Raw genomic sequence first — 23099 nt, 5'->3', positions numbered from 1 at the left:
TCATAGCGGCAAGCTCGGGCGTTGTCATCCCGTTGCGTGCCCCGGCCTCGGCCGCGCCGGGCCGGCTAGAGCAGCGCAGGCGGCAGGCCACTTGCGCTGCGAAAGCTGCGGAAGCCGTTCAGCGCCCGGATCGAGCGCCCGTCGTCGATGGCGGCAAGATCGAGGATCACCGCATTGGCGATGGTCATGGGCACCACCAGCGACTGGGACTCGCCCGGCTGCCCGCGCGACACGGCGATCTGGTGCCGGGGCGCCGGGTCGATGCGGATGCCTTGCAGGTCGGTGAGCGCCAGGACGCTCACGCCGCGCGCGCCGGCGAGGCGGCTGAGGTCGTTGACCAGCGGCGAGGCGCGGCGGAAGGCGAGAAGCCACAGCACGTCCCCCGGCGCAAGCCGCTCGAGCGCCTCCGGCAGCTGATGCATCTGGCTGCCCAGATCGACGGTGTCGTAGCCCGACCGGTTGAGCCGCAGCGCGATCAGCGCCGACAGGGCTGCCGAGTGGCCCCGGCCGAAGACATGCACCCGCCGGGCTCCGGCGAGCGTCGAGGAGAAGGCGCGGATGTCCTGGTCGGACACGTGGCTGCGGACAAGGTTGAGGGCGGCGATCTCGCTGTCGATCAGGGAGGCCAGCAGTCCGCCTTCCTCCGCCCGCACGAGGCGGGCGGCCATGCGCGCGGCCGGGCTTTCAAAATCGGTGCCCCCCTCGATCAGGCTTGCCTGCAGGAAGCTCTTGAATTCGGGATAGCCCTTGAAGCCCAGACGGCGGGCGAGGCGCACGGCCGAGGCCGGATGCACGCCGGCGCGGAAGGACACGTCCTTGCCGTTTTCCATCGCCGCGCGCACCGGGTCCTGCACGAGCACGTCGAGCAGGCGGGTGTCGGCGTCGGTGAGACGTCCGGCATGGCGGCTGATCAGGTCGCCGAGCGCCTGGGTGACGGGGTCGGTGGACGCGGGATCCTGCATGGCGGGCTCTCTTCAGGCAGCCGGGACCGGCCGGTCGATCCGGCGTCCCGTGGGGGTCTCGAACAGCAGGGCCCGGTCAAGATCATAGCCGATCCAGACCGGCGCGCCGCCGGTGGCCTCCGCCTCCGGCAAGGCGTGGCGCGGGGTGACGAGGGTGAGGCGACCGGCCGGCGTGTCGCAGTGCAGGACCAGCTCGGCGCCGGCCATTTCCCGGACCATGATCCGGGCCGGCAGGGCAGGTCCGACCGGCTGCGCGCGGTGCAGGGTCAGCGTGTCCGGTCGCAGCCCGACGGTCACGGTGCTGCCCCCAATCGCCTCCGCCTCCGCCAGCGCCGAGGCCTGGACGAAGTTCATGGCCGGTGTCCCGAGGAAGCCGGCGACGAACCGGTTCTGCGGCCGGTCATAGATCGCCGCCGGCGTATCGAACTGCTGCAGCACGCCGTCCTTCAGCACGGCCACCCGGTCAGCCAGCGACAGGGCCTCGGTCTGGTCATGGGTGACGAGGATCGTCGTGGCGCCAAGGGTCTGGTGCAGCTCCCGGATCTCGGCGCGCATGGCCACGCGCAGCGCGCTGTCGAGGTTGGAGAGCGGCTCGTCCATGAGGAAGATCGAGCTTTGCCGCGCCATGGCCCGGCCCATCGCCACGCGCTGGCGCTGGCCGCCGGAGAGGGCGCCCGGCTTGCGGTCGAGCCAGGGCGTCAGCTGCAGCAGGGCCGCGACCTCCTCGGCACGCCTGTTGCGCTCCGCCCGCGCCATGCCGCGCAGCTCCAGACCGAAGGCGATGTTCTCGCGCACGCTCATGTGCGGATAGAGCGCATAGTTCTGGAAGATCATGGCGATGTCGCGGTCCTGCGGCGCCACATCATTGGCCCGCCGACCGTTGAGAACGATATCGCCGGCCTCGCAGCGCTCGAGCCCGGCAATCAGGCGCAGCAGGGTGGACTTGCCGCAGCCCGACGGGCCGACGATGACGACGAACTCGCCAGCCCCGATGTCGAGCGAGATATCATCCAGCACCACCGGCCCGCCCGGATAGGACTTGCGGATCCCCCTGAGGCTGATGCGGTTCATCGGACGCCTCCCCGCATCGCGCCCCGGAGGGCATCGTGGGGGACGGCCTCCGTGGGGAGGGTATCCTTCGGGAGGGCATCCTGGGGGAGGGCATCCAGGGAGGCTGCCTGGCCGGCCTTCGGATCGGAGCCTGCGGGCTGCAGCGCCCTTGCCCGGGCGTCCCGGTCCCGGTCGCGGAGGGCGAGGGCCAGGCTCGGCCGGTCGGTGGTGAAGACCTTGACCCCGAGGTCGAAGGCCCTGGTGATCTGCGCGGCGTCATGGGCGGCCCAGCAGCCGAAGGCAAGCCCCGCGTCGGTGACGGCCGCCATGAGGGCCGCGTCGGCCGTGTCGATGTGGACGCCGAGTTCGGGGATCTGGCGCTGGCGGGCCAGCGCGATCACGGTCCTGACCCCGAGCTGGCGCAGCACGGCCGGACTGACGAGCCACAGGCGCGGCCGGGTGGTCACCTCGGCGAGCGTGTCCAGGCTGTCCAGCAGGAAGGAGGTGAAGGTCGTGCGCGACAGAAGCCCCTGCTGGTCGAGGAGCGCGACGACACGGGGCACGAAGTCGGGATAGGGGGTGCCGGTGTCATCCGGCTTGATCTCGCAGCGCAGGGCAACCGGGCTGCCGGCATAGAGGCTGCACAGCTCCTCCAGCGTCAGCGGGCAGCCTCCGGCACCATAGTTGATGCGGGCCTCGCGCACCTCGGCAAGGGTCAGCCCGGCGATGGCGCCGCTGCGGTCGGTCGTCCGGTCGAGGGTGGCGTCGTGGTGGACGATGATGGCGCCATCGGCCGTCGGGTGCACGTCGAACTCGACCTCGTCGACGGCCATGCGGGCGGTGGCGGCAAAGCCTTGCGGGGTGCTGTCGCCGAATTCCAGCGTGCCGCCGCGGTGGGATGCGATGCGTGTCATGTGCGGAGAACGTCCCTGATTACTTGAGCGCGCCCATGGTGATGCCGCGAACGAGATGACGTTCGACGAGCAGGAAGCCCACGAGGACGGGGAGAATGGTGAGGGTGGAGGCGGCGAGCACCAGCGGCCAGTCGATCAGACCCTCGCCCGGATTGGTGCTGTAGAGCCGGGCAAGGCCGATCTGCAGCGTGAACAGGTCCTCCCGGCCCACCGCCACCAGCGGCCAGATGTAGTTGTTCCACTCGGTGATGAAGATGTAGAGGCTCATCGACAGGATCGCCGGCCGGGACAGCGGCACGATGATGCGCCACAGCACGGTCAGCGGGCTGGCCCCGTCCATGTAGGCGGCCTCGTCCAGTGCCTTCGGAATGCCGCGGATGTACTGGCGCAGGAAGAAGGCGGCAAAGCCGTTCGAGATGGCCGGCAGGATCAGCCCGGCATAGCTGTCGAGGAGGCCCGCCCTGGCAAGGGTCAGATAGTTCGGGATCAGGCTGATGTGGCTCGGGATCATCAGCGTTGCCACGGTGGCCCCGAAGAGGAAGTCGCCGCCGGGAAAGCGGTAGCGGGCGAAGGCAAAGGCCGCGAGCGTGGCGACCGAGATCGCCAGACCCGTGACCAGGCCCGAGACGATCAGGCTGTTCAGGAGATAGCGGGCGAAATTGTACTGGCTCACTGCCCGCGTGTAGTTGTCGAGGGTGAACTCGTAGCCGCCGGCATAGTAGGAATCCGCCGTCTGCAGCGACAGCCAGATCGAATAGAGCACGGGCGACAGGAACAGGAGCCCCGCTGCAAGCGCCAGTGCGGCCAGGAGCGGCTCTGCCAGCCGCAGGCGCGGGCGGATGTCATCAGGCTTCATAATGCACCCTCCGGCCGATGATGCGCGACTTCACGATCGCCAGCGTCACAAGGAAAACGAACAGGAGAACGGCAAGCGCCGAGCCGCGGCCGATGTCGAAAAGGACAAAGCCGACCCGGTAGAGCAGGCTGACCAGCATGTCGGTGGCCCCGGCCGGGCCGCCGTTGGTCATGACATTGACGATGGTGAAGACCTGGAAGGCCTCGATGACGGAAATGACCAGCAGGAAATAGGTGGTCGGCATGACCAGCGGCAGCGTCACGCGCCGGAAGACATGCAACCGGCGCCCCCCGTCGACGGCGGCCGCGTCGTAAAGCTCCTGCGGCACGGCCTGCAGGGCGGCAATGTAGATGACGATGTCATAGCCGAGCTGCTTCCAGGTGTTGACGAGGATCAGCACCCAGAGCGCCAGGGCCGGGTCCTGCAGCCAGGGCTGGCGGCCGAGGCCAAGGCCGACGAGCAGGGCATTCACCGCGCCGTAGTCGGTCGAGAACAGCCAGGAGAACACGACGGCGATGGACACCGTGGAGGTGACCGAGGGCAGGAACAGCGCGCCGCGCAGGAGGCGGGAGGGCAGGGCTTCACGCACCAGCCAGGTGGCGATCCCCAGCGCCAGCACCAGCCTGATCGGCACGGACAGGACGGCAAACACCGTGGTGACCTGCAGCGAGTTCCAGAATTCCCGCGAGGCCAGCAGGCCACGGTAGTTGTCGAGGCCGACAAAGGGCATCTCCGGCGACAGGAAATCCCAGTCGCGGACCGACAGGTCGAGGCTCATGAGGATCGGCCCATAGGTGAAGACCGCCATGAACAGGACGAGGGGCGCGACGAACAGGTAGGGCGTCAGGAAGCGCAGCATGGGCCGGATGTCCTGACCGGCCGGCGGGGCGCATGCCCCGGCCGGCCGGCCGGCCGGTTTCAGGAGAGGCGGGATCAGTTGGAGCGCTGGGCTTCTTCGCGGGTCTGGGCGGCGAAGTCCTTCAGCGTGTCGGCGACCTGCGCCTGGCCGAGGGCCATGGCTTCCCACATCTTGTATTCGGTGGCGCGCATCCAGGTGACAACCGGCGGACGGGCGCGGCCATAGGCGTTGGGCAGCGAGTCGATGGCAACGCGGATGCCCGGCTGGGTGGCAAGGGCTTCGGCCGCGACCGGCTTGGCAGCGCTGTTCCTGTTGATCGGCAGGTAGCCGGTGGCAGCGAACCAGGCCGCATTTGCCTCGGCGGAGGCGGCGTAGCTGATGAACTTGTAGGCCGCGTCCTGCACGTCCCTGGCCGAGGACGCCAGGATGCCGATGCCGGCGCCGCCGATCGGCACGGAGCAGACCTTGTTGCAGGGCATCGGCCGGACTTCCAGCTTGTCGCCGAGCGCCTTCTTCGCGCCGGTGTAGTTGCCGGTCGAGTTCAGCATGATGCCGACCTTGCCGGCGAGGAACGCATCGCGGCCATTGTCCTCTTCGGTGACGCCATCGGCCGAGGCGACCTTGTGCTCGTGCACGAGCGAGGCCATCCACTGATAGGCTTCGATGGTGTTCGGGGCGTCGAGCAGGATCTCGTTGGTCTTGCGGTCGATCAGCTCGCTGTCGTTGGACATGACCAGACCCCAGCGGGCGAACTGGCCCGGGGCGGCGATGCCGGTGACGCCCTCGGCGCCGAGCTTGGCGGTGATGGTCCTGGACGCGGTCAGGATGTCGTCGAAGGTCTTCAGCTGCGGCTCGCCGGTGAGGCCGGCGCGGGCGAAGATGTCCTTGTTGTAGTAGAGCACCGGAGTCGAGGAGTTGAACGGCACGATGTAGGTCTTGTCCTTGTAGACACCGACCTCACGGGCGTAGGGGTACAGCTCGTCCTTCAGCGCATCGGCCTCGAAATAGGGCGTCAGGTCGGCCAGCACGCCGCGGTCGGCAAAGAGGCCATAACGGGTGACTTCGAGGATGACCGCATCGGGGGCCCGGCGCGCCGGGATGGCGGCCTGGAGCTTGGCGACGATGTCGTTGTAGTTGCCGATGAACTCGGCCTGGATGTCGATGTCCGGATTGGCGGCTTCAAAACTGGCGACGATCTTGTCGAGCGCTTCGCCCTGGGCCTTGTTGAACGAGTGCCAGAAGGTGACGGTGGTGGCCGCCTGGGCGGGGCCGACGGCCGCGACGAGGGCGAGGACACCACCGGCGAGGCGGCTGTGCAATTTCTGTGACATCGGACGCTCCATTGCAAATGTGATTGCATTCCGTGTCGCGGTCATAGCCTCCCGGCCGCGTCAGTTTGTTGACGGCTGCAAGACGGTTTGATGTCAGGGGGGCGTGTTGCCCGGTCAGAACACCCAGGCCTTGAAGGGCAGGGGGGCGGCGCCGGCGGCGGCGGGGTCGCCTTCGAGGTCCGAGACGATGAGCTTGGGCGTCCGGCGGCGGTTGCCGTAGCGCGGACTGTTGTTGAAGGTGACGCGCTCGATCAGCATGTCGGCGAGCTTGCGCGGCACTTCACCGCCGAAGACGATGGCCTGCGGGCCCTACACCCTGTAATTTTCCTGCGTCTCGTGATAAGGAGCCGCCTTCCCATAAGGTCGCCGCCGCGCTTGGGGATGGCTCCGGCCGTCCTCGCATGCCGATGCGGCAGACGGACGGCGGCAGCGAGACGGAGATGAACGTGTCTTTCGGGACTGAGACCCTGCAGCAGGACAAGCTTTACAAGGCCCCCGTCTTCGCCGTCGCCCCGATGATGGACTGGACGGACCGGCATTGCCGCATGTTCCACCGGCAGTTTTCGGCCCGGGCGCTGCTCTACACCGAGATGGTGACGACCGGGGCGGTGATCCATGGCGACCGGGAGAAGCTGCTCGGCTTCAGCGCCGGCGAGCATCCGGTGGCCTGTCAGCTCGGCGGGTCCGATCCGCGCGAGCTGGCGGACGCGGCGAAGATCGCCGAGGACCGAGGCTATGACGAGATCAACCTGAATGTCGGCTGCCCGTCCGACCGGGTGCAGTCCGGCCGGTTCGGGGCCTGCCTGATGCTGGAGCCGGAGCTGGTGGCCGAGGGCGTTGCGACGATGAAGGCGGCGGTGCGCGTGCCCGTCACCGTCAAGTGCCGCATCGGCGTCGACGAGCAGGACCCGGAGGAGGCGCTGGACCGGCTGGCCGACCGGGTGGTGGACGCCGGGGTCGATGCCCTGTGGGTGCATGCGCGCAAGGCCTGGCTGCAGGGGCTGAGCCCCAAGGAAAACCGCGATATCCCGCCGCTCGACTATGGCCGGGTGCACCGGCTGAAGGCGCGGCTGCCGGGCCTGTTCATCGGCATCAACGGCGGCATCGCGACGCTGGACGAGGCGATGGCCGTGATGCAGGGGCTGGACGGGGTGATGCTGGGCCGGGCTGCCTATCACGATCCGGCGCTGATGGGCGCTGTCGACCGGCGGATCTATGGCGAGACGACCGCGGATGTGAGCCCGCGGGCGGCCATCGAGGCCTATGTTCCCTATATCGAGGCGGAACTGGCGCGCGGCACCCGCCTGTCGCACATCACCCGCCACATGCTGGGCGCCTTTGCCGCCGTGCCGGGGGCAAGGCTGTTCCGCCGCATCCTGACGGTCGAGGGCGTGAAGCCGGGCGCCGGCATCGAGGTGCTGTTTGCCGCGCTGACCGCCCTGGACGAGGCAGCCGCACGGGCGGCGGAGCATGCAGATGCCCGGCAGGCCGGCGAGGCCGTGGCGCAGGCCTGAAGCGTCGAAAGCTCAGGAGGCCTTGCGGCGCAGGCTCATCTTGCGCGCCGGCAGGGTGTAGATCTCGTCGGGGAAGGCCGGCAGCACGGCGAGCACGCGGCTGGCCGGCAGGGTCACGGTCACTTCGGTGCCCTCGCGCAGGCGGGATTTCAGGTCGAAGCTGCCGCCATGCTGCGACACCAGCGCCTGGACGATGGACAGGCCAAGTCCGGTGCCGGGCTCCGCGCTCTTGATCGCCATCGAGCCCTGGCCGAAGGCCTGAAGCACGATCGGGATCTCTTCCTCGGGAATGCCGGGGCCATTGTCGCGGATCGAGACATACTGGCCGCCCTCGGCCGTCGAGCCGATGCGGATCAGCACCTCGCCGTTGGAGGGGGTGAACTTCACCGCATTGGACAGGAGGTTGAGGATCACCTGGCGGATGGCCCGCTCGTCGGCCCAGATGCGCGCCAGGCCTTCCTCGTGGCTCTCGCGGATGGCGATGCCCTTGGCGCGGGCCCGGACCTGCATCATCGACTGGCAGTCCTCGACGATGTCCTTGAGCGTCACGGCCTCCTCGTTCAGCTCGTACTTGCCCGCCTCGATGCGCGACAGGTCGAGGATCTCGTTGATGAGATTGAGCAGGTGCTGGCCGGAGCCGTGAATGTCGGCGGCATAGCCGCGGTAGATCCTGTTGCCCATCGGCCCCATGACCTCGTCCTTCATGATCTCGGAGAAGCCGAGAATGGCGTTGAGCGGCGTGCGCAGCTCGTGGCTCATGGTGGCGAGGAAGCGGGACTTGGCGAGATTGGCCTCCTCGGCGCGGCGGCGGCTTTCGTCCGAGACCGCGTTGGCCTGCTCCAGCTCGGCGATCAGGTGGTCCTTCTCCGCCCGGTAGGCGAGCATGGTCAGCGAGGCGTTGAGGAGCTGGTTGCCCAGCACCAGGAAGAAGCCCTGCGCGCCGACGGCCATGGCGGCCATGGCGTAATGCAGCGGCGCGTGGCGCTGCATCAGCGTCACCGTGACGGCAAGCGTGAGCGGCAGCGTGTTGGCCAGGAGCGCGCGGGGCAGGGTGGAGGACTGCATCGTCGACATCGCGATGACGATCAGCATCGTGGCGAACTGGAACACCTCGAAGCCGTCGGTGGCCTTGCCGGTCGAGGGCAGCAGGAAGAAGGCCGCCCAGCACAGGCCGTAGAGGAAATCGCCGATGGTGAAATGGCGCCGCCACGGCAGCACCGTGCGGTCGTTGGCCGGCAGCCGCTCGAAGCGGCGGCAGGTGGTCACGGTCAGCGTCCAGATGGAGAAGGTGAAGACCAGCCAGATGCCGACCAGCACCGGCTCGATCCAGATGAAGGAGATGCTGGCGACGATGAGCAGGAACATCGGCACGGCGAAGGCCGCGCTGGTGCGCGCCTTGGCAAAGAGCATCATCAGCTCGCTGTCGAAGTCCGGCTGGACGCCATCCTGCGCCGACAGGCGCTCGCGCACGCTGCGGACGGTGCGCGCCACCTCCCGCCGGCGCTGGGCGCGCTCGCGGTTGATGGCCGTGCGTTCATCGCCTTTGCTGCGCGCCTCCTGGCCCATGCTGTCCCCGTTGCCGCTCCTGGTCCCCTCGGTCGCGGCCGGTTCATTGCCAGCCGCTTGACGGGACGCATCCTGTTCGAGTGTTTTCGCTCACGATCCCTTAAGAAGCGGCTCAGGGACGTGGTTAAAAAAGGGAAAACCATGCAGGAACCGGGACTTGGCGAGACAGGTGTGGTCGCGCGCGGGCAGCTTGCGGGGCTGGCGGCGGAGGTCTCGGCCTGCCGCATCTGCCAGCTGCAGCCGCTCGGGCCGGCGCTGCCCCATGCCCCGCGCCCGGTGGCCCGCCTGTCGGACACGGCGAGGATCCTGGTCGCCGGGCAGGCCCCCGGCACCCGCGTGCATGCCTCCGGCCAGCCCTTCACCGACCCCTCCGGCGACCGGCTGCGGCAGTGGATGGGCATCGGCGCGGAGGTCTTCTACGACCCGGCGCGGCTTGCCATCCTGCCGATGGGCCTCTGCTTTCCCGGCCTCGACGCGCGCGGCGGCGACCTGCCGCCCCGGCGCGAATGCCGCGCGGCCTGGCATGACCGGCTGATGGCGGCCATGCCGCAGATCGACCTGATCCTGGCGATCGGCCAGTATGCCCAGGCCTATCATCTCGCAGGGCATCCGGCCGCCCCTTTGGCCGCCCCTTTTGCGAACCCTGGGGCCAGTTTTGGAGCCAGCCCTGCAGCTGGTCGCGGGCTGCCGACGCGGGCCGGCAGCGACAGCCTGACGGAGCGGGTGCGCCGCTGGCGCGAGATCCTGGCGCGGACGGGCGAGGCCGGGCCGGCGGTGCTGGTGCTGCCGCATCCCTCGTGGCGCAACACGGCCTGGCTGAAGCGCAATCCCTGGTTCGAGGCGGAGGTGCTGCCGGAGCTGCGCCAGCGCGTGGCGAGCCTGATCTAGGCGGCTGTCCTGCCGGGGGGCTGGCGGGTTCCAGCAAATCTGTTCCGGTGGAGGCCCGATCCGGGCCGCCGGCGAAACGCTGCAGCCGGATTTCGCCGCTTGCTGGAAACAGAATTCTAATGCTTCTGTGATCTTCTCCGGCAAGGCCGATTCACCGGCTCCCGACAGGCCAAGAGACCCGCCATGATTGACCGCATCGACCGGCGCATCCTTTCCATCCTGCAGGAAGACTGCACCGTGCCCGTGGCCGAGATCGGCCGCCGGGTCGGCCTTTCGACGACGCCCTGCTGGCGCCGCATCCAGAAGATGGAAGAGGACGGGGTGATCACCGGGCGGGTGGCCCTGCTCGATCCGGCCAAGGTCAATGTCAACGTGACGGCCTTCGTCGCCATCACCACGAACCAGCACACGGAAGACTGGCTGAAGAAATTCGCCGACGTGATCCGCGAGTTCCCGGAAGTGGTGGAGTTTTACCGCATGGCAGGGCAGGTGGACTATCTGCTGCGCGTCACCGTGCCGGACATCGCCGCCTATGATGCCTTCTACAAGCGGCTGATCGCGAAGATCGACATCACCGACGTGTCGACGACCTTCGCGATGGAGCAGATCAAGTACACGACCGAGCTGCCGCTCGGGTACATTCCGGTGGAGAAGACACGGCCGGAGTGAGGGTGAGGCTGCACGGCGACGGTCGTCACCCGGTGTCATCGCGGCCCGGCTGGGCGTGAGCCAAGCGCCGGGCGGGGAGCCGGACATCCGCCGCGCGTGCGCGACAGGACGGATCCAGTCCCTGGCACTGTCTGCAATCGGTCAAGGGCTCGCCCGCACCCGCACAGATGTGACGGCTCCCGGATCCCGTCCGGGACAGGTCCCGGGCCTGCGGGCCGCTTGCGCTCGCCTTGTCCGGAATGACCGCTTTGGGGCCACCTTTGGGCGCCCCCCACCGATCCTCAGTCCTTCTTCACGCCCTCGAGCCGGACGATGAGGCTGGACGTGTCCCAGCGGTTGCCGCCCATGGCCTGCACGTCGCCATAGAACTGGTCGACGAGGGCGGTCAGCGGCAGGCGCGCACCGGTGGCCTTGGCGGTGTCGAGCACGATGCCGAGGTCCTTGCGCATCCAGTCGACGGCGAAGCCGAACTCGAACTTGCCGGCTGCCATGGTCTCCCAGCGGTTTTCCATCTGCCAGGACTGGGCCGCACCGCCGCGGATGGCCGAGATGACGGCGGGCACATCAAGTCCGGCCTGCTTGGCGAAATGGATCGCCTCGGCCAGCCCCTGGACGACGCCGGCAATGCAGATCTGGTTCACCATCTTGGTCAGCTGGCCGGACCCGACCGGACCCATCAGGCCGACGAACCTGGCAAAGCACTCGATGACCGGCTTTGCCTGCTCGAACACTGCCGGCTCGCCGCCGCACATGACGGTGAGGATGCCCTTTTCCGCCCCGGCCTGGCCGCCGGAGACCGGCGCGTCGATGAAATGGCAGCCGCGTGCGGCAGCCGCAGCGCCAAGCTCCCGCGCCACCTCGGCCGAGGCGGTGGTGTGGTCGATGAACACCGCGCCGGCCTTGAGGCCGTGGAAGGCGCCGTCCGGCCCGGTGGTGACCGCGCGCAGGTCGTCGTCATTGCCGACACAGGCGAAGACGAAGTCGCAGCCCTCCGCAGCCTCGCGCGGGGTTGCGGCCGCCGTGCCGCCATGCTCGGCCGCCCACTTGTCTGCCTTGGCACGGGTGCGGTTGTAGACCGTCACCTCATGCCCGCCGCGCGAGGCGAGGTAACCGGCCATGGGATAGCCCATGACGCCCAAGCCGATGAATGCCACCTTGGCCATGTTCAACTCCGCATGTCGTGAGGGCCGGGCCTGCGGCCCGGCAGGGGGGATCAGTCGCTGCGCACCAGATGCCGGGTCAGCCGCTGTTCCAGCTTTTCCCAGACCTGGCGCAGGGCTTCCACCATGACCAGATAGATCACGGCCGCCCAGATGTAAGCCTGGAAGTCGAAGCTGCGCGAATAGGCGCGGCGCGTCTCGCCCATCAGGTCGAAGATGGTGACAATCGCCGCAATCGCCGAGCCCTTCAGCATCAGGATGATCTCGTTGCCATAGGGGCGCAGCGCCGTGATGAGGGCCTGCGGCAGGATGATCCGGAAGAAGATCACATTGCGGCTGAGACCCAGCGCCTGGCCGCCCTCCCACTGGCCGCGCGGCACGTTCAGCACCGCCCCGCGCAGGATCTCCGCCTGGTAGGCGGCGGTGTTGAGGGCGAAGGCCAGCAGCACGCAGTACCACGCCTCGCGGAAGAACCACCAAAGGCCAACCGCTTCAAAGGCTTCGCGGAAAGTGCCCACGCCGTAATAGAACAGGAAGGTCTGGGCGAGCAGCGGCGTGCCGCGGAAGAAATAGACATAGCCATAGGCGATGCCCGACAGGATCCGGTTCCGGGAATTGCGGGCCAGGGCGACCGGGACCGACAGGATGGCGCCGGCAACCACCGAGATGACCACGAGCTGCAGGGTGATGATCAGGCCGCTCAGGTACTCCGGCGCATAGCGGGCGACGAACTCGCTGCCGATGTTGTTGCCCAGATAGAGCAGCAGGAAGGCAAAGGAGACGATCCACATCGCCATCAGCACGTGGCCGGCGATGCGGCTGCCGGTCCAGGGGCGCTTCGGCTCGGGCGGACGGACCACGCTGGAGACGGTGTTCATCGGGCGACCTCCCCGCGGCGGGCCCACCGGTCGATGCGCGCGATCCCGGACGAGGAGATCATCGCCAGCACCAGGTAGATGAGGCAGGCAAGGCCATAGAACAGGAAGGGCTCCTTGGTCACACGCGCGGCGACCCCGGTCTCGCGCACCACGTCGGCCAGCCCGATGGTGGAGACGAGCGAGGTTTCCTTGAGCAGGATGAGCCAGAGATTGGACAGGGCGGGCAGGGCGAGACGCACGAGCTGCGGCAGGATCACGAGCCGCATGGTCAGGAACCTGTTGAGGCCGAGCGCGTGGCTGCCCTCATACTGGCCGCGCGGGATGCCGCGGAAGGCGGACAGGAAGGCCTCGCTGGCATAGGAGGAGAAGACCAGCGTCAGCGCGATCATGCCGGCGACAAAGCTGTTCACCTCGATGGTGAGCCCCGAGCCCATGGCCTCGGCAAGGTGCTTCACCGCGATCTGCACGCCGAAATAGACCAGAAACAGCGTCAGCAGTTCGGGCAGGCCACGGAAGATGGTGGTGTAGATGCCGGCCGCCAGCCGCAGCGAGGGTTCGCGCGAATTCTTGGCAAGCGCAAGGAGAAAGCCGGCTGCGAGACCGAAGGGCAGGGTCGCAAGGCCGAGGGACACGGTGACAAGCACGCCCGAGGCGATCTCGTCGCCCCAGCCCTCGGGTCCGAAGGAAAGAAGTGTCAGGACCTCGGTCATCGTTGGTGCAGCAAGCCATGGTCGGGCCGGCAGGCAAGGCCTGCACGCGGCCGGAAGTGCAACAACCGGTGCCGGCCCGGGCCTGAGCGCGGGCCGGTGGCCGGCGGGAGGCCCCGCCGGCGCCGGTCAGGTGTGGGGATTACTCGCCGCCGTAGACGTCGAAGGCGAAGTACTTGTCCTGCACTTCCTTGTACTTGCCATTGGCGCGGATCGCGACGATGGCCTTGTTGAACATTTCCTTCAGGTCCTGGTCTTCCTTGCGCACCGCAATGCCGGCGCCTTCACCGTTGATCACCGGATCCGGCGTCAGGGTGCCGAGCAGCTTGCAGCAGGCGCCGTCCGCCGTGGCCAGCCACTCCGACAGCACGACCACGTCGTCGATCACGGCGTCGATGCGGCCGTTGGCGATGTCGAGCTTGTACTCGTCCGGGGTCGGGTAGAGCTTCAGCTCGGCCGACTTGAGCTTGGCCTCGGCATAGTTGGAATGGGTGGTGGAGGACTGGGCGCCGAGGGTCATGCCCTTGAGCGCGGCGTCGGTCGCCTCGGTGATCTTGCTGTCCTTCGGGACGGCGATGGCCGGCGGGGTGTTGTAGTACTTGTTGGTGAAGTCGACCTTCTGCTTGCGCTCTTCGGTGATCGACATGGACGCGATGATGGCGTCGAACTTGCCGGCCTGCAGCGCCGGAATGATGCCATCCCAGTCAGAGGTGACGAACTCGCACTCGACCTTCATCTCCGCGCAAAGCGCCTTGGCGATGTCGATGTCGAAGCCCGTGAGCGAGCCGTCGGCACCGAGCACGTTGAACGGAGGATAGGCGCCTTCGGTGCCGATGCGGACCTTGGACCAGTCCTTGGCCTGAGCACCGCCCAGGGCGGCCAGGGTCATGACCGCAGCGGCGGCCAGAGTGGCGATACGCATGAATGACTCCCCTCGTCTGGGAACGGTCGGTCGCATGCTCCTGCGGTCCCTTGTCCCGTTCCTCTCCGGTTGCATTGCCTGCGGCGCGACGGCCGGCCGGTCGGCTGCCGTCGTTCCGGTGTGGTTGGTTCCAGTCTGGCGTGAGCCAGTCCGGCTTGTCCCTGTTTCGTCGGGTCCGGCCCCTCCGGTCCCCGGATCCGGACTGTCCGGCCGTCGCCGGCCGGGCCCGGACCCACGCCTCCGGCCCCTTGCGGCGCCGGCGGTCCCGAGGGCCATATTCCCAACATATCTTGCCGGATTTCAACCACCCTTATGAAAAATCCGCAGCGTCATGTTTGCCGGACGGGGTGGTTTTTCCCCTCAGGACCGCGCAGGGGAACAGGGCCGCCGCCGCCCCGCCGCCGCTGACGACGGGGTGACGCAGGGTCCGGCTGGCCTGCGGGCCTCCGCCCCCGGCCGGGTCCGGAGGGGCTTGGCGCCCGGCCCCCTGGCCGAGGGCCTGGGGATAAGCCTATCCGAGCCAGATGCCGTTCTCGATGGCGGCGCCGACGAGGGCCTTGTTCTCGGCGCTCTCGGAGAAGCCGAAGAGGACGTCGGCGCGCGACCAGGAGCCATCGGCGAGGCGCTGCTGCCAGCCGGCGAGGCCGGTGGCATCGGGGGCGCGGCCAAGCACGTTCTGGTAGAGGGCGGTGATGAAGGTGGTGTTCGACGTGTTCTGGCCGTAGCGGGCGATGAACTCGGCCGAGCCGATGAAGGCGGCGGACATGTCCTTGATCGTCAGGCCGCCATCGACAAGGCGGGTGTTGTGGCCAAGGCCGATGGTGTCGGGCGTGCGGGCAAAGGCCGCCTGGTAGAGGCGGTAGGTCTGGCCGGCGTTGCCGTCGAGATCGAAGGCGAGGGTGCCGTTGCTGAAGGCCAGCCGTTCCATGTTGGTGAAGCTGTCGGTGCCAAGCCCGGTGCCGGTGACGGTGAGGGCCGCCCCGGTCTTGGTGATGGTCGCCGTCGCCCGCGTGGCGGCGATGATGACGGTGTCCAGCTCGCCGAGGGCGTCGATCACGTCGTTGCCGGCGGTGGCGCGGAACGTGTCGCGCTGGGGCGTGCCGACGATCGGCGTGCCGCCCGTGCCGCCGGTGTCGGTGACCGGCGTTCCGGTCGGGTCGGTGTCGGCGCCGAACCAGACATGGGCAACGCCCTTGTGGATGCCGACGCCGATCGCCTTCCAGGTAAGTCCGGACCAGTCCGCCTTGTTCAGGAGGACGTTGTTGTGGTCTGGCGATGCCTTCCAGCCCTGCAGGGCGGCCGTCGGGTCGACATCGAGGATGGCGACATTGGTGCCGATGAAGCCGTGGCTGATCTCGTAGCCGTTGCTGTTGTAGCCCGTGCCGATGCGCTGAGGGGCCTTCCACATACTGTTGGGATTGGCACTGCTATACGGCGCATCCGACCAGGAATGGCCGGAGAAGGTGCCCATGTTGTAGACGGTGTCGAGCGCGTGCCGGCCGGCGGTGGCCGTGAGCGCCTTCGACAGCGGGATGGTGCCGAGCCCGTTGGCCTGCCGATAGGACATGATCAGGGTGTAGAGCTCCATCTCCTTCGCGTCGATGGAGTCTTCCGTTGTGTTGGTATAATAGTTGATGGACATCATCTTCCCCCAGCGCAGGGCGTAAGCCGCCCTTGCGGCACCCTGTCATGAAAAGGCGCCTTTCTCAGCAAGAAAAGCGCGCAGCGCCTCGACAAACCGGCGGACCTTCAACGGGATGTAGCGGTTCGAGGGATAGACCGCGTGAAACGGGTGGTCGTGGTAGCGCCAGTCGGGCAGCACCTGTTCCAGCTCTCCCGCGTCGACATAGGGCTGCACGATCCAGCTGTTGGACAGGCAGACGCCGAGCCCGGCCACGGCAGCCAGACGCAGGGCGGTGGAGTTGTTGACGATCATGACCGGATTGATGCGCACCGTCACGGTCTGGCCGTTCGCGTCCGTCAGGGGCACGGTGTCGCCTGTCCCGATCTTGCGGTAGAGCAGATAGGCATGGCGGGCCAGCTCGCCGGGGTGCTGCGGCCGGCCGACGGCATCGAGATAGGAGGGCGCCGCAAAGAGCCCGCGCCGGGCGCGGCCGAGGTTCTTCACGATCAGCCGGTCATCACGGATCTCGCCGAGCCGGATCGCCACGTCGAGCCGGTCGCGCACCACGTCGACATAGGTGTCCGACAGGTGCACGTCGAGGATCAGGGCGGGCCAGGCCTGCTTGAAGCGGATCAGGAACTCCGCGAGGATCGCCTCGGCAAAGCCCACGGGCAGGCTGACCGACAGGGTGCCGGACATCTGCGCTTCCGCGCTCTGCACGGAGCGGTCGGCCTCCTCCAGCCGCTCGACGATGTCACGGGCATAGGTCAGGTAGCGCTCGCCCGCATCGGTGAGGGCGAGACGTCGCGTGGTGCGGGTCAGGAGGCGTGTGCCGAGCTGCTCCTCCAGCGCGCGGATCTGCTGGCTGACGGCCGGCTGCGACAGGCCGAGATGGGCGGCGGCGGCGGAGAAGCTGCCAAGATCGACAGCGCGGACAAAGGCGGTCAGGGCGGCCAGGCGGTCCATCGGCAGCCTCCTTTTTCATAAGCTCTGCTTCTAATTCCTATAAGCCGGGCGCAACTTCAAAACCAGAGATGATGAATGCATGTCTAGGCCGACCGGCGCGCTCAGCGCCGCTGTGAAGGAAAGGCAGTCTCCCATGACCGAGTTTGATCCCGCCGCCGTGCCCGCGGCCCTCTCCCGCCGCGCGTTCCTCACCACCGGCCTTGCCGGCACCCTGGCAACGGGCCTTGCAGTCAGCGGCCTTGCGACGAGCGGACTGGCCTTCTCGAGCCTGGCGGCCCGGGCGGGCGCCCCGCTGGTCGGCAGCGTGCAGCCGGGCGCGCTGCGCCGGCGGCTGGGCAAGTTCGAGGTCACCACCGTGCTCGACGGCTATCTCGACCTCGGGCCGGAGCTGATCCTCGGCTACGATCCGAAGATCGGGGATCCGCTGCGCGCGGCCGCCTTCGCGTCCGGTCCGTCGATCCAGGGCCCGGTCAACACCTTCCTTGTCAACACGGGCGGGAAGCTGGTGCTGGTCGATGCAGGCACCTCCGACAAGATGGGCCCGACGCTGGGCCATCTGCCGAAGGCGCTGGCCGCCGCAGGGGTGTCGCCGGACCAGATCGATGCGGTGCTGATCACCCACATGCATCCCGACCACATCTACGGTGTGCTGACGCCGGCGGGACAGCCGCTGTTCCCGAATGCCGAACTGCTGCTGCCGGAGCTCGACCGCGCCTTCTGGTACGACGATGCGGCGATGAACGCCGCGCCGGACCTGACGAAGGGCTTCTTCCTGGGCGCCCGGCAGGCCGCCGATGCGTATGCCAGGCGCCAGACCCTGTACAAGGCCGGGGAGGAAGTGCTGCCGGGCATCACCGCCATTGGCTTGCCCGGCCATACGCCCGGACACAGCGGCGTGCGCATCGACAGCGACGGGCAGAGCCTGCTCATCGTGGCGGATCTGGTGCATGTTCCCGCCGTGCAGTTTGCCCGGCCCGACTGGTCGGTTGCCTTCGACGTCGATCCGGCGCAGGCCGCCGAAACCCGCAAGCGCACGCTCGACATGGCGGCAGCCGAGGGCCTGCTGATCGCCGGCATGCATCTGGGCTTCCCGGGGGTCGGCCATGTGGCGCGGGAGGGCGATGCCTTCCGCTATGTCGCGGCAAGCTGGCCCTACGCCTACTGAGGCCGGTTCAGGCTGGCACGCCGAGGGCGGCGAAGGACAGGAACGGCACGGGCGCACCCGGCGCGACCGAGGCCACGTCCTCGGCCAGTTCGACCAGCCCGTCGGCGGCGCGCAGGCTGGAAATGAGGCCGGAGCCCGAGCGGGCATAGAGATCGGCGACGAGGGTGCCGTCCGGGCCGGGAACCAGCCGGGCGCGGTGGAACTCGCGTCGTCCGGTCTTGCGCGAGGGGAGCGAAAAGCCGGCGGCGACCATCAGCCGGTGCGGCGGCGTGACCGTCGCCCCGGCCCGCCGCAGGATCAGCGGCCGGGCATAGAGCAGGAACGAGATCATCGCCGCCACCGGATTGCCGGGCAGGCCGATCACGTCGGTGTCGCCGATGCGGCCCAGCACCAGCCGTCGGCCCGGCTTGATCGCCAGATCCAGGATCTCGACCTGGCCGAGCGCGGACAGCACCGCGACGAGATGGTCCTCCTCGCCGTGGCTCGCCCCGCCCGACGTGACGATGAGGTCATGGGCGGCGGCGGCCTCGCCGAGCGCCAGCTGCAAGGCGTCACGGCGGTCGCCGCAGATGCCGAGATCGGTCACCGTGACCGGACAGGCCGCAGCAAGACCGGCCAGAAGGAAATGGTTGGCGTCATAGAGACCGCCGGGGCGGGGCTGGTCGAGCCCGGGGCGCAGCAGTTCGTCGCCGGTGGACAGGAGGCCCAGGCGCAGGCGCGCACGGACCGGGATCCGGTCGAGGCCGATCGAGGCGAGCGCCGCCAGATCCTGCGGCCGCAGCCGGTCCCCCGGCTCGAGCAGACGCGTGCCGGCCGTCAGGTCCTCGCCGGCGCGGCGCCGGTTGGCCCCCTTGCGCAGCGACAGGGGCACGCGCACGACGCTCACGCCATCCTCGATGCCACTGGCGCAGTCCTCCTGCATCGCCACCGTGTCGGCCCCCGCCGGCATCACCGCGCCGGTGAAGATCCGCGCCGCGGCCCAAGGCGACAGGGCCGCCTGGCCGGGGTGACCGGCGGCGAGCCGGGCCTCGAGGCGGAAGAAGCCGCCGGCCGGATCGAGATCGCCATGGCGAAAGGCATAGCCGTCGACGGCAGCCGTGTCCGCAGCCGGGACGTCGCGGGGCGCGGTCACGGGCCCGGCAAGCACCCGGCCGAGCGCGTCGGCGAGCGGAACCTCGGTCGTCGGCGGCAGCGGCAGGGGCCGGGCAGCCAGCCGGGCCAGCGCCGCCTCATGCGTCAGCCGCACGGGGCCGGGCCGCAGGCAGTCATCGACGCCCGGCGCCAGCCGGTTTGCGGCCTCGGCCAGATCCCCGGCGGTGTTGATGTTGAAGAAGGGATCGTCTCCCCCGGCGAGCGGCTCGAACCGCACGGTCCGCGCGCCGGCGCCCTTGAGCATGTCCCGGACCCGGCGGCTGGACGACGGAGCGGTGAGGAAGCTGCGCAGCGGTGCCTCGAGGGCAAGGGGCCAGTAGGCGACGGCGGGATGCAGGCCGGAGGCCGATTCGGCCATCACCGGATGCTGCCCGTCGCCGGAGGCGGCAAGCAGCCGGCGGACCAGATCCGGGGGAATGAACGGCGTGTCGGCGGGAACGCTGACCAGACCGGCCGCCCCGGGCCAGCGCGCCCGCACCGCGCCGAGCCCGGCAAGGACGCCGGCCAGCGGGCCGGGATGGTCGGGCAGCGTGTCGGGCACGACGGCCAGGCCGAAGCGGGCGAACCGCGCCGGATCGCCATTGGCATTGATGAGGAGGCCGGCCACCTGGGGCGCGAGGCGCTCCAGAAGATGGGCGAGGACCGGCTGGCCGGCCAGGGGCAACAGGCCCTTGTCGACGCCGCCCAGACGACGGGCCAGTCCGCCCGCCAGTATGCAGCCGATGATCGTCGTCACGCTGTGCCGCCCCTCTCGCTTCGCCCCGCCGGGGCGTTGCCAGACTGGTAGCGCCCCCGGCGCGGGAGCGCCAGTGCCTTGCAATGCCTCGCGTGAGCGCCAGTGCCTTGCAATGCCTCGCGTCAGCGCCAGAGCCTTGCGGGTCCCCGCGCAAGTGCAACGTCCGCAAGGCCGGCGTGATGGCGACCGGGCAGCTGCGCCGGCCGCGGGGCGCGAGGGTCAACCGGCCAGCAGCGCGTCGATGTGACGGTCATCCTGGGTCAGGACCGCAAGCAGGGTCTTCATCTCGCGCGGGTGCAGGTGACGCGCCGGGTTGTCGAAGGCAGCCCGGATCTCCTCGATCGCGTCGGCGCTCAGCGGCGAGGCGACGCCGGCGGTCGCGAACATGTCGGAGAACGACCGGTCCTTCACCGGTCCCTCGCTCAGCACCCGCACGTCGGTGTGGCGCGGATCGCGGGAGATGCGGCCGAACGTGTCCTCGACATCGGTCTGCGGCCCCTCCAGCACCTGCAGGAACACCTCGCCGGTGAAGAGAAGGCAGCCGGTGATGCCGTTGTGCGCGTTGTTGCTGCGCGACCGGTCGATCAGGCTTTCCAGACTGGTGCGCAGGTCCGGCAGGAACGCCTGGCGCTTCATGAGGCTCATGTAGCAGATATGATAAAGGTCAGACATGGGTCAGTCCCCTCGTGATCATATCCGGCAAGCCTAGCGGGCAAACTCCCCAGAAGTGCTGAAGCTGTTTCGGAAAATTTGAGGCAATCCGTCGCCCGGCCGTCCCGTGCGGCGGCGTTGCCCGGGGCTCAGAACTCGCGTTCCTCGCCCGTCCAGCGGAAGAAGCGGCCGGAGCGGCTGCGGTCGAGGCTGGCAGCCAGCTCGACGATGCCGCTGGCGACATCGACCGGCGACAGGTCGGCGCCGGCTCCGCCCATGTCGGTGCGCACCCAGCCCGGGTCGACGACGGCCACCGCCAGGCCCTCGTCCTCGAGATCGGTGGCAAGGCACTGCATGACCTTGTTCACGGCGGCCTTGGAGGCCCGGTAGGCAACCCGGTCCGACTTGGCATAGCCCATCCAGGCCATCTGGCTGGAAATTGTCAGGATGCGTCCGGCCGGCGCCAGCCGCAGGCGCGGCAGGAAGGCGAGGGCGACAGCGAGCGGCGCCAGCGTGTTGACCTCGAGCGTCTGGCGGAACCCCTCGAAGTCCATCGACAGGGCCGATTGCGCCTCCGCCTCGGGGCCGATGATGCCGGCGTTGTTGATGAGCACGTCGAGCGGCTGCGGGCGGGCCGCAGCTGCCGTCGCCACGCCGGCGTGGTCGGTCACGTCGAAGACCAGCGGCGTGAAGCGGGCTCCGAGCCGGGCCTGCATCGCCTCGGCCTGCGCCGGCGTCCGGCAGCTGCCCTCCACGTCCCAGCCCCGCTGCAGGGCGGCTTCGGCAATGGCAAGGCCGATGCCCCGGTTGACACCCGTGATCAGCATGGTGGGCATGTGGCGGCTCTCCGTCGGTCAGGATCCGCAGGCCGGCGGTCGCAGGGATCGGGCCTGCGGCCGCACGGCCTGCGCCTGCGAACATATCGCGCATTTGCAAGGCTGCCATCCGGTATCGCTACGGATCCGGCCGCGACGCGCCGGAGTGCACGGATAAACGGCTGACGAAGCTTGCGGATTGACGGATCAGCGCGATTGACGGGGCGGCTCAGCGGACTACGTTAGGCGAAACACCGGGGTGCGACCCCGGGCATGTCGAGACCGCGCCGGAACCACCCCGGCGGCACGAGAGACAAGGACGGGTACAACGATGAGCGAGGCAATCAAGGCGGCCGTGCTGGCGCGGCTCGGGCAGATCCCCGGACCCGACGGCCGGGGCGACATCGTCTCGCTCGGGCTCGTGTCGGATGTGTTCGTGTCCGACGGCCGCGTGGCCTTCTCGATCACGGTGCCGGCCGACCGGGCGCGCGAGATGGAACCGCTGCGCCAGGCGGCGGAGACGGCGGTCAGGTCGGTCGCCGGCGTGGAGAAGGCCATGGTCGCCCTGACGGCCGAACGCAAGCCGGGCAGCCCCCAACCCCGTCCGGCCGCAGCCGCCCCGGCGCAGGCACAGGGCCAGTCTCACGGGCACGGGCACGGGCACGGGCACAGCCACGGGAGTGCTCCGGCAGCCGGGCCGGGCGCTGCAGGCCCGCGTCCGGCCAAGGCCGGCGTCCCGGGCGTGACGCACATCATCGCCGTCGCCTCCGGCAAGGGCGGCGTCGGCAAGTCCACCACCACGGCCAACATCGCGCTGGGCATGAAGGCGAACGGCCTTCGCGTCGGCGTGCTCGACGCCGACATCTACGGCCCGTCGGTGCCGCGCCTCTTCGGCGTCTCGGGCCGTCCGGAGCCGGTGGAAGGCCGCATCCTGAAGCCGCTCGATGGCCACGGCATCAAGGTCATGTCCATCGGCTTCATGGTCGAGGAGGACACGCCGATGATCTGGCGCGGGCCGATGGTCATGTCGGCCCTGACGCAGATGCTCAGGGAAGTGGCCTGGGGCGAGCTGGACGCCCTGGTCGTCGACATGCCTCCGGGCACCGGCGACGCGCAGCTGACCATGGCGCAGCAGGTGCCGCTGTCCGGTGCCGTGATCGTCTCCACCCCGCAGGATCTGGCGCTGATCGACGCCCGCAAGGGGCTCAACATGTTCCGCCGGGTCGATGTGCCCGTGCTCGGCATCGTCGAGAACATGAGCTATTTCATTGCCCCCGACACCGGCAAGCGCTACGACATCTTCGGTCATGGCGGTGCCCGGGCGGAGGCCGACAAGCTTGGCATCCCGTTCCTTGGCGAGGTGCCGCTCGACATGGACATCCGCATCAACTCCGATGCCGGAACGCCGATTGTCGTCGCCGATCCGGCTGGTGCCCATGCTGCCGTCTACCGCGACATCGCCGCCCGGGTCTGGGCGGAGGTGACCCGGCCGCTGGGCGAGGTGCGCCGCGCGGCGCCGGCGATCGTGTTCGACTGATCGCGCAAGGGCAGACGGGAGGTCCGGTCCCCTCGTGCGCGGGGAGGCGCGACCTTCCGGCAACACCGGCGCGCCGTCGCGGGGCGGACGCGGCCCGAACCGGTCTGACCGGTTGACGAATGCCGTGAAAACACCGACAAGCAAGGGACCCTGCCGCCCATCGCCCGTCCCCAGGCG

22 protein-coding genes are annotated in these 23099 nt (G+C 69.0%); 5 read left to right on the top strand and 17 right to left on the bottom strand.

The genetic code is table 11. The annotated features are described in order from the left end of the window. Nucleotides 1-65: 65 nt before the first annotated feature. The 7 genes from GWI72_RS09015 to GWI72_RS08985 all read right to left on the bottom strand — a co-directional run bounded on the left by GWI72_RS09015 (nt 66) and on the right by GWI72_RS08985 (nt 6251). Nucleotides 66-962 carry a MurR/RpiR family transcriptional regulator gene (locus GWI72_RS09015; RefSeq protein WP_161674124.1) on the bottom strand — a complete coding sequence of 299 codons (897 nt, stop codon included), beginning with the start codon at nt 960-962 and terminating at the stop codon, nt 66-68. A 12-nt stretch (nt 963-974) separates the two neighbouring features. Continuing rightward, nucleotides 975-2033 (bottom strand): ABC transporter ATP-binding protein, encoded by a 1059-nt coding sequence (locus tag GWI72_RS09010; RefSeq protein WP_161708427.1) that lies wholly within the window; start codon nt 2031-2033, stop codon nt 975-977. Continuing rightward, on the bottom strand, nt 2030-2926 hold the full coding sequence (locus GWI72_RS09005; RefSeq protein ID WP_161708426.1) for a glycerophosphodiester phosphodiesterase family protein: 897 nt from the start codon (nt 2924-2926) through the stop codon (nt 2030-2032). Before GWI72_RS09005 ends, GWI72_RS09010 begins: the two co-directional genes overlap by 4 nt. A 19-nt stretch (nt 2927-2945) precedes the next feature. Then, on the bottom strand, nt 2946-3782 hold the full coding sequence (locus GWI72_RS09000) for a carbohydrate ABC transporter permease (protein ID WP_161674119.1): 837 nt from the start codon (nt 3780-3782) through the stop codon (nt 2946-2948). Further along, nucleotides 3772-4641: a carbohydrate ABC transporter permease gene (locus GWI72_RS08995; protein WP_161708425.1), complete on the bottom strand. Its 870-nt coding sequence runs from the start codon at nt 4639-4641 to the stop codon at nt 3772-3774. The genes GWI72_RS09000 and GWI72_RS08995 overlap by 11 nt, the downstream gene beginning before the upstream one ends. Before the next feature lie 74 nt (nt 4642-4715). Then, nucleotides 4716-5972 carry an ABC transporter substrate-binding protein gene (locus GWI72_RS08990; RefSeq protein ID WP_161674115.1) on the bottom strand — a complete coding sequence of 419 codons (1257 nt, stop codon included), beginning with the start codon at nt 5970-5972 and terminating at the stop codon, nt 4716-4718. A gap of 114 nt (nt 5973-6086) precedes the next feature. Next, a complete protein-coding gene (locus tag GWI72_RS08985) occupies nt 6087-6251 on the bottom strand; it encodes a hypothetical protein (RefSeq protein ID WP_179956045.1) in 165 nt (54 codons plus the stop codon). A gap of 161 nt (nt 6252-6412) precedes the next feature. Between GWI72_RS08985 and dusA the strand changes: the two genes are divergently transcribed. Then, complete coding sequence (dusA, locus tag GWI72_RS08980) at nt 6413-7486, top strand: tRNA dihydrouridine(20/20a) synthase DusA (RefSeq protein ID WP_161708424.1); 1074 nt, start codon at nt 6413-6415, stop codon at nt 7484-7486. Between the two features lie 12 nt (nt 7487-7498). Here dusA and GWI72_RS08975 read toward each other — a convergent pair whose 3' ends face one another. Next, a complete protein-coding gene (locus GWI72_RS08975) occupies nt 7499-9052 on the bottom strand; it encodes a sensor histidine kinase (RefSeq protein WP_161673957.1) in 1554 nt (517 codons plus the stop codon). 141 nt (nt 9053-9193) lie between these two features. Here GWI72_RS08975 and GWI72_RS08970 point away from each other — a divergent pair, with 141 nt between their 5' ends. Next, nucleotides 9194-9940 carry a uracil-DNA glycosylase family protein gene (locus GWI72_RS08970; protein ID WP_161708423.1) on the top strand — a complete coding sequence of 249 codons (747 nt, stop codon included), beginning with the start codon at nt 9194-9196 and terminating at the stop codon, nt 9938-9940. A gap of 186 nt (nt 9941-10126) precedes the next feature. Further along, nucleotides 10127-10609: an Lrp/AsnC family transcriptional regulator gene (locus GWI72_RS08965; RefSeq protein ID WP_455430299.1), complete on the top strand. Its 483-nt coding sequence runs from the start codon at nt 10127-10129 to the stop codon at nt 10607-10609. 281 nt (nt 10610-10890) lie between these two features. Here the strand turns inward: GWI72_RS08965 and GWI72_RS08960 are convergent, their stop codons facing one another. The 6 genes from GWI72_RS08960 to GWI72_RS08935 form a co-directional block, all read right to left on the bottom strand. Further along, nucleotides 10891-11772, bottom strand: coding sequence for an NAD(P)-dependent oxidoreductase (locus GWI72_RS08960; RefSeq protein ID WP_161673951.1), 882 nt, complete (start codon nt 11770-11772; stop codon nt 10891-10893). A 50-nt stretch (nt 11773-11822) separates the two neighbouring features. Continuing rightward, nucleotides 11823-12647, bottom strand: a complete 825-nt coding sequence (locus tag GWI72_RS08955) for an ABC transporter permease (protein WP_161708422.1) — start codon at nt 12645-12647, stop codon at nt 11823-11825. Continuing rightward, complete coding sequence (locus GWI72_RS08950) at nt 12644-13357, bottom strand: ABC transporter permease (RefSeq protein ID WP_161708421.1); 714 nt, start codon at nt 13355-13357, stop codon at nt 12644-12646. The genes GWI72_RS08955 and GWI72_RS08950 overlap by 4 nt, the downstream gene beginning before the upstream one ends. A 139-nt stretch (nt 13358-13496) precedes the next feature. Next, the gene (locus tag GWI72_RS08945) at nt 13497-14276 is read right to left on the bottom strand and encodes an ABC transporter substrate-binding protein (RefSeq protein WP_161673945.1); all 780 of its coding nucleotides are present in this window, start codon (nt 14274-14276) and stop codon (nt 13497-13499) included. A 511-nt stretch (nt 14277-14787) separates the two neighbouring features. After that, the gene (locus tag GWI72_RS08940; protein WP_161708420.1) at nt 14788-15918 is read right to left on the bottom strand and encodes a DUF4214 domain-containing protein; all 1131 of its coding nucleotides are present in this window, start codon (nt 15916-15918) and stop codon (nt 14788-14790) included. Nucleotides 15919-15963: 45 nt separating this feature from the next. Then, entirely contained in the window at nt 15964-16866 is a 903-nt protein-coding gene (locus GWI72_RS08935; RefSeq protein WP_161708419.1) for a LysR family transcriptional regulator, read from the bottom strand. Nucleotides 16867-16999: 133 nt separating this feature from the next. Here GWI72_RS08935 and GWI72_RS08930 point away from each other — a divergent pair, with 133 nt between their 5' ends. Then, nucleotides 17000-18031 carry an MBL fold metallo-hydrolase gene (locus tag GWI72_RS08930; protein ID WP_161708418.1) on the top strand — a complete coding sequence of 344 codons (1032 nt, stop codon included), beginning with the start codon at nt 17000-17002 and terminating at the stop codon, nt 18029-18031. A 7-nt stretch (nt 18032-18038) separates the two neighbouring features. Here the strand turns inward: GWI72_RS08930 and mobA are convergent, their stop codons facing one another. The 3 genes from mobA to GWI72_RS08915 all read right to left on the bottom strand — a co-directional run bounded on the left by mobA (nt 18039) and on the right by GWI72_RS08915 (nt 21406). Next, the gene (gene mobA, locus GWI72_RS08925; RefSeq protein ID WP_209000076.1) at nt 18039-19919 is read right to left on the bottom strand and encodes a molybdenum cofactor guanylyltransferase MobA; all 1881 of its coding nucleotides are present in this window, start codon (nt 19917-19919) and stop codon (nt 18039-18041) included. 219 nt (nt 19920-20138) lie between these two features. Next, a complete protein-coding gene (locus tag GWI72_RS08920) occupies nt 20139-20591 on the bottom strand; it encodes a BLUF domain-containing protein (RefSeq protein WP_161708417.1) in 453 nt (150 codons plus the stop codon). Nucleotides 20592-20719: 128 nt separating this feature from the next. Further along, the gene (locus GWI72_RS08915; RefSeq protein WP_161708416.1) at nt 20720-21406 is read right to left on the bottom strand and encodes an SDR family NAD(P)-dependent oxidoreductase; all 687 of its coding nucleotides are present in this window, start codon (nt 21404-21406) and stop codon (nt 20720-20722) included. A gap of 310 nt (nt 21407-21716) precedes the next feature. On the opposite strand from GWI72_RS08915, the gene GWI72_RS08910 reads away from it, so the two are divergent. Continuing rightward, nucleotides 21717-22922 carry an Mrp/NBP35 family ATP-binding protein gene (locus tag GWI72_RS08910; protein ID WP_161708415.1) on the top strand — a complete coding sequence of 402 codons (1206 nt, stop codon included), beginning with the start codon at nt 21717-21719 and terminating at the stop codon, nt 22920-22922. The last annotated feature ends 177 nt before the right edge of the window (nt 22923-23099 follow it).

The sequence above is a fragment of the Pannonibacter sp. XCT-53 genome (assembly GCF_009915765.1).
GTDB lineage: Bacteria > Pseudomonadota > Alphaproteobacteria > Rhizobiales > Stappiaceae > Pannonibacter > Pannonibacter tanglangensis.
Note: the sequence above shows the minus strand (reverse complement) of the source record. Positions and strands in the feature narration are given on the sequence as shown.

Excerpts from the sequence above, each read along its gene's own strand:
- GWI72_RS09015 (WP_161674124.1), bottom strand. The coding sequence starts at position 962 with ATGCAGGATCCCGCGTCCACCGACCCCGTCACCCAGGCGCTCGGCGAC.
- GWI72_RS09010 (WP_161708427.1), bottom strand. The coding sequence starts at position 2,033 with ATGAACCGCATCAGCCTCAGGGGGATCCGCAAGTCCTATCCGGGCGGG.
- GWI72_RS09005 (WP_161708426.1), bottom strand. The coding sequence starts at position 2,926 with ATGACACGCATCGCATCCCACCGCGGCGGCACGCTGGAATTCGGCGAC.
- GWI72_RS09000 (WP_161674119.1), bottom strand. The coding sequence starts at position 3,782 with ATGAAGCCTGATGACATCCGCCCGCGCCTGCGGCTGGCAGAGCCGCTC.
- GWI72_RS08995 (WP_161708425.1), bottom strand. The coding sequence starts at position 4,641 with ATGCTGCGCTTCCTGACGCCCTACCTGTTCGTCGCGCCCCTCGTCCTG.
- GWI72_RS08990 (WP_161674115.1), bottom strand. The coding sequence starts at position 5,972 with ATGTCACAGAAATTGCACAGCCGCCTCGCCGGTGGTGTCCTCGCCCTC.
- dusA (WP_161708424.1), top strand. The coding sequence starts at position 6,413 with ATGAACGTGTCTTTCGGGACTGAGACCCTGCAGCAGGACAAGCTTTAC.
- GWI72_RS08975 (WP_161673957.1), bottom strand. The coding sequence starts at position 9,052 with ATGGGCCAGGAGGCGCGCAGCAAAGGCGATGAACGCACGGCCATCAAC.
- GWI72_RS08970 (WP_161708423.1), top strand. The coding sequence starts at position 9,194 with ATGCAGGAACCGGGACTTGGCGAGACAGGTGTGGTCGCGCGCGGGCAG.
- GWI72_RS08960 (WP_161673951.1), bottom strand. The coding sequence starts at position 11,772 with ATGGCCAAGGTGGCATTCATCGGCTTGGGCGTCATGGGCTATCCCATG.
- GWI72_RS08955 (WP_161708422.1), bottom strand. The coding sequence starts at position 12,647 with ATGAACACCGTCTCCAGCGTGGTCCGTCCGCCCGAGCCGAAGCGCCCC.
- GWI72_RS08950 (WP_161708421.1), bottom strand. The coding sequence starts at position 13,357 with ATGACCGAGGTCCTGACACTTCTTTCCTTCGGACCCGAGGGCTGGGGC.
- GWI72_RS08945 (WP_161673945.1), bottom strand. The coding sequence starts at position 14,276 with ATGCGTATCGCCACTCTGGCCGCCGCTGCGGTCATGACCCTGGCCGCC.
- GWI72_RS08940 (WP_161708420.1), bottom strand. The coding sequence starts at position 15,918 with ATGTCCATCAACTATTATACCAACACAACGGAAGACTCCATCGACGCG.
- GWI72_RS08935 (WP_161708419.1), bottom strand. The coding sequence starts at position 16,866 with ATGGACCGCCTGGCCGCCCTGACCGCCTTTGTCCGCGCTGTCGATCTT.
- GWI72_RS08930 (WP_161708418.1), top strand. The coding sequence starts at position 17,000 with ATGACCGAGTTTGATCCCGCCGCCGTGCCCGCGGCCCTCTCCCGCCGC.
- GWI72_RS08920 (WP_161708417.1), bottom strand. The coding sequence starts at position 20,591 with ATGTCTGACCTTTATCATATCTGCTACATGAGCCTCATGAAGCGCCAG.
- GWI72_RS08915 (WP_161708416.1), bottom strand. The coding sequence starts at position 21,406 with ATGCCCACCATGCTGATCACGGGTGTCAACCGGGGCATCGGCCTTGCC.
- GWI72_RS08910 (WP_161708415.1), top strand. The coding sequence starts at position 21,717 with ATGAGCGAGGCAATCAAGGCGGCCGTGCTGGCGCGGCTCGGGCAGATC.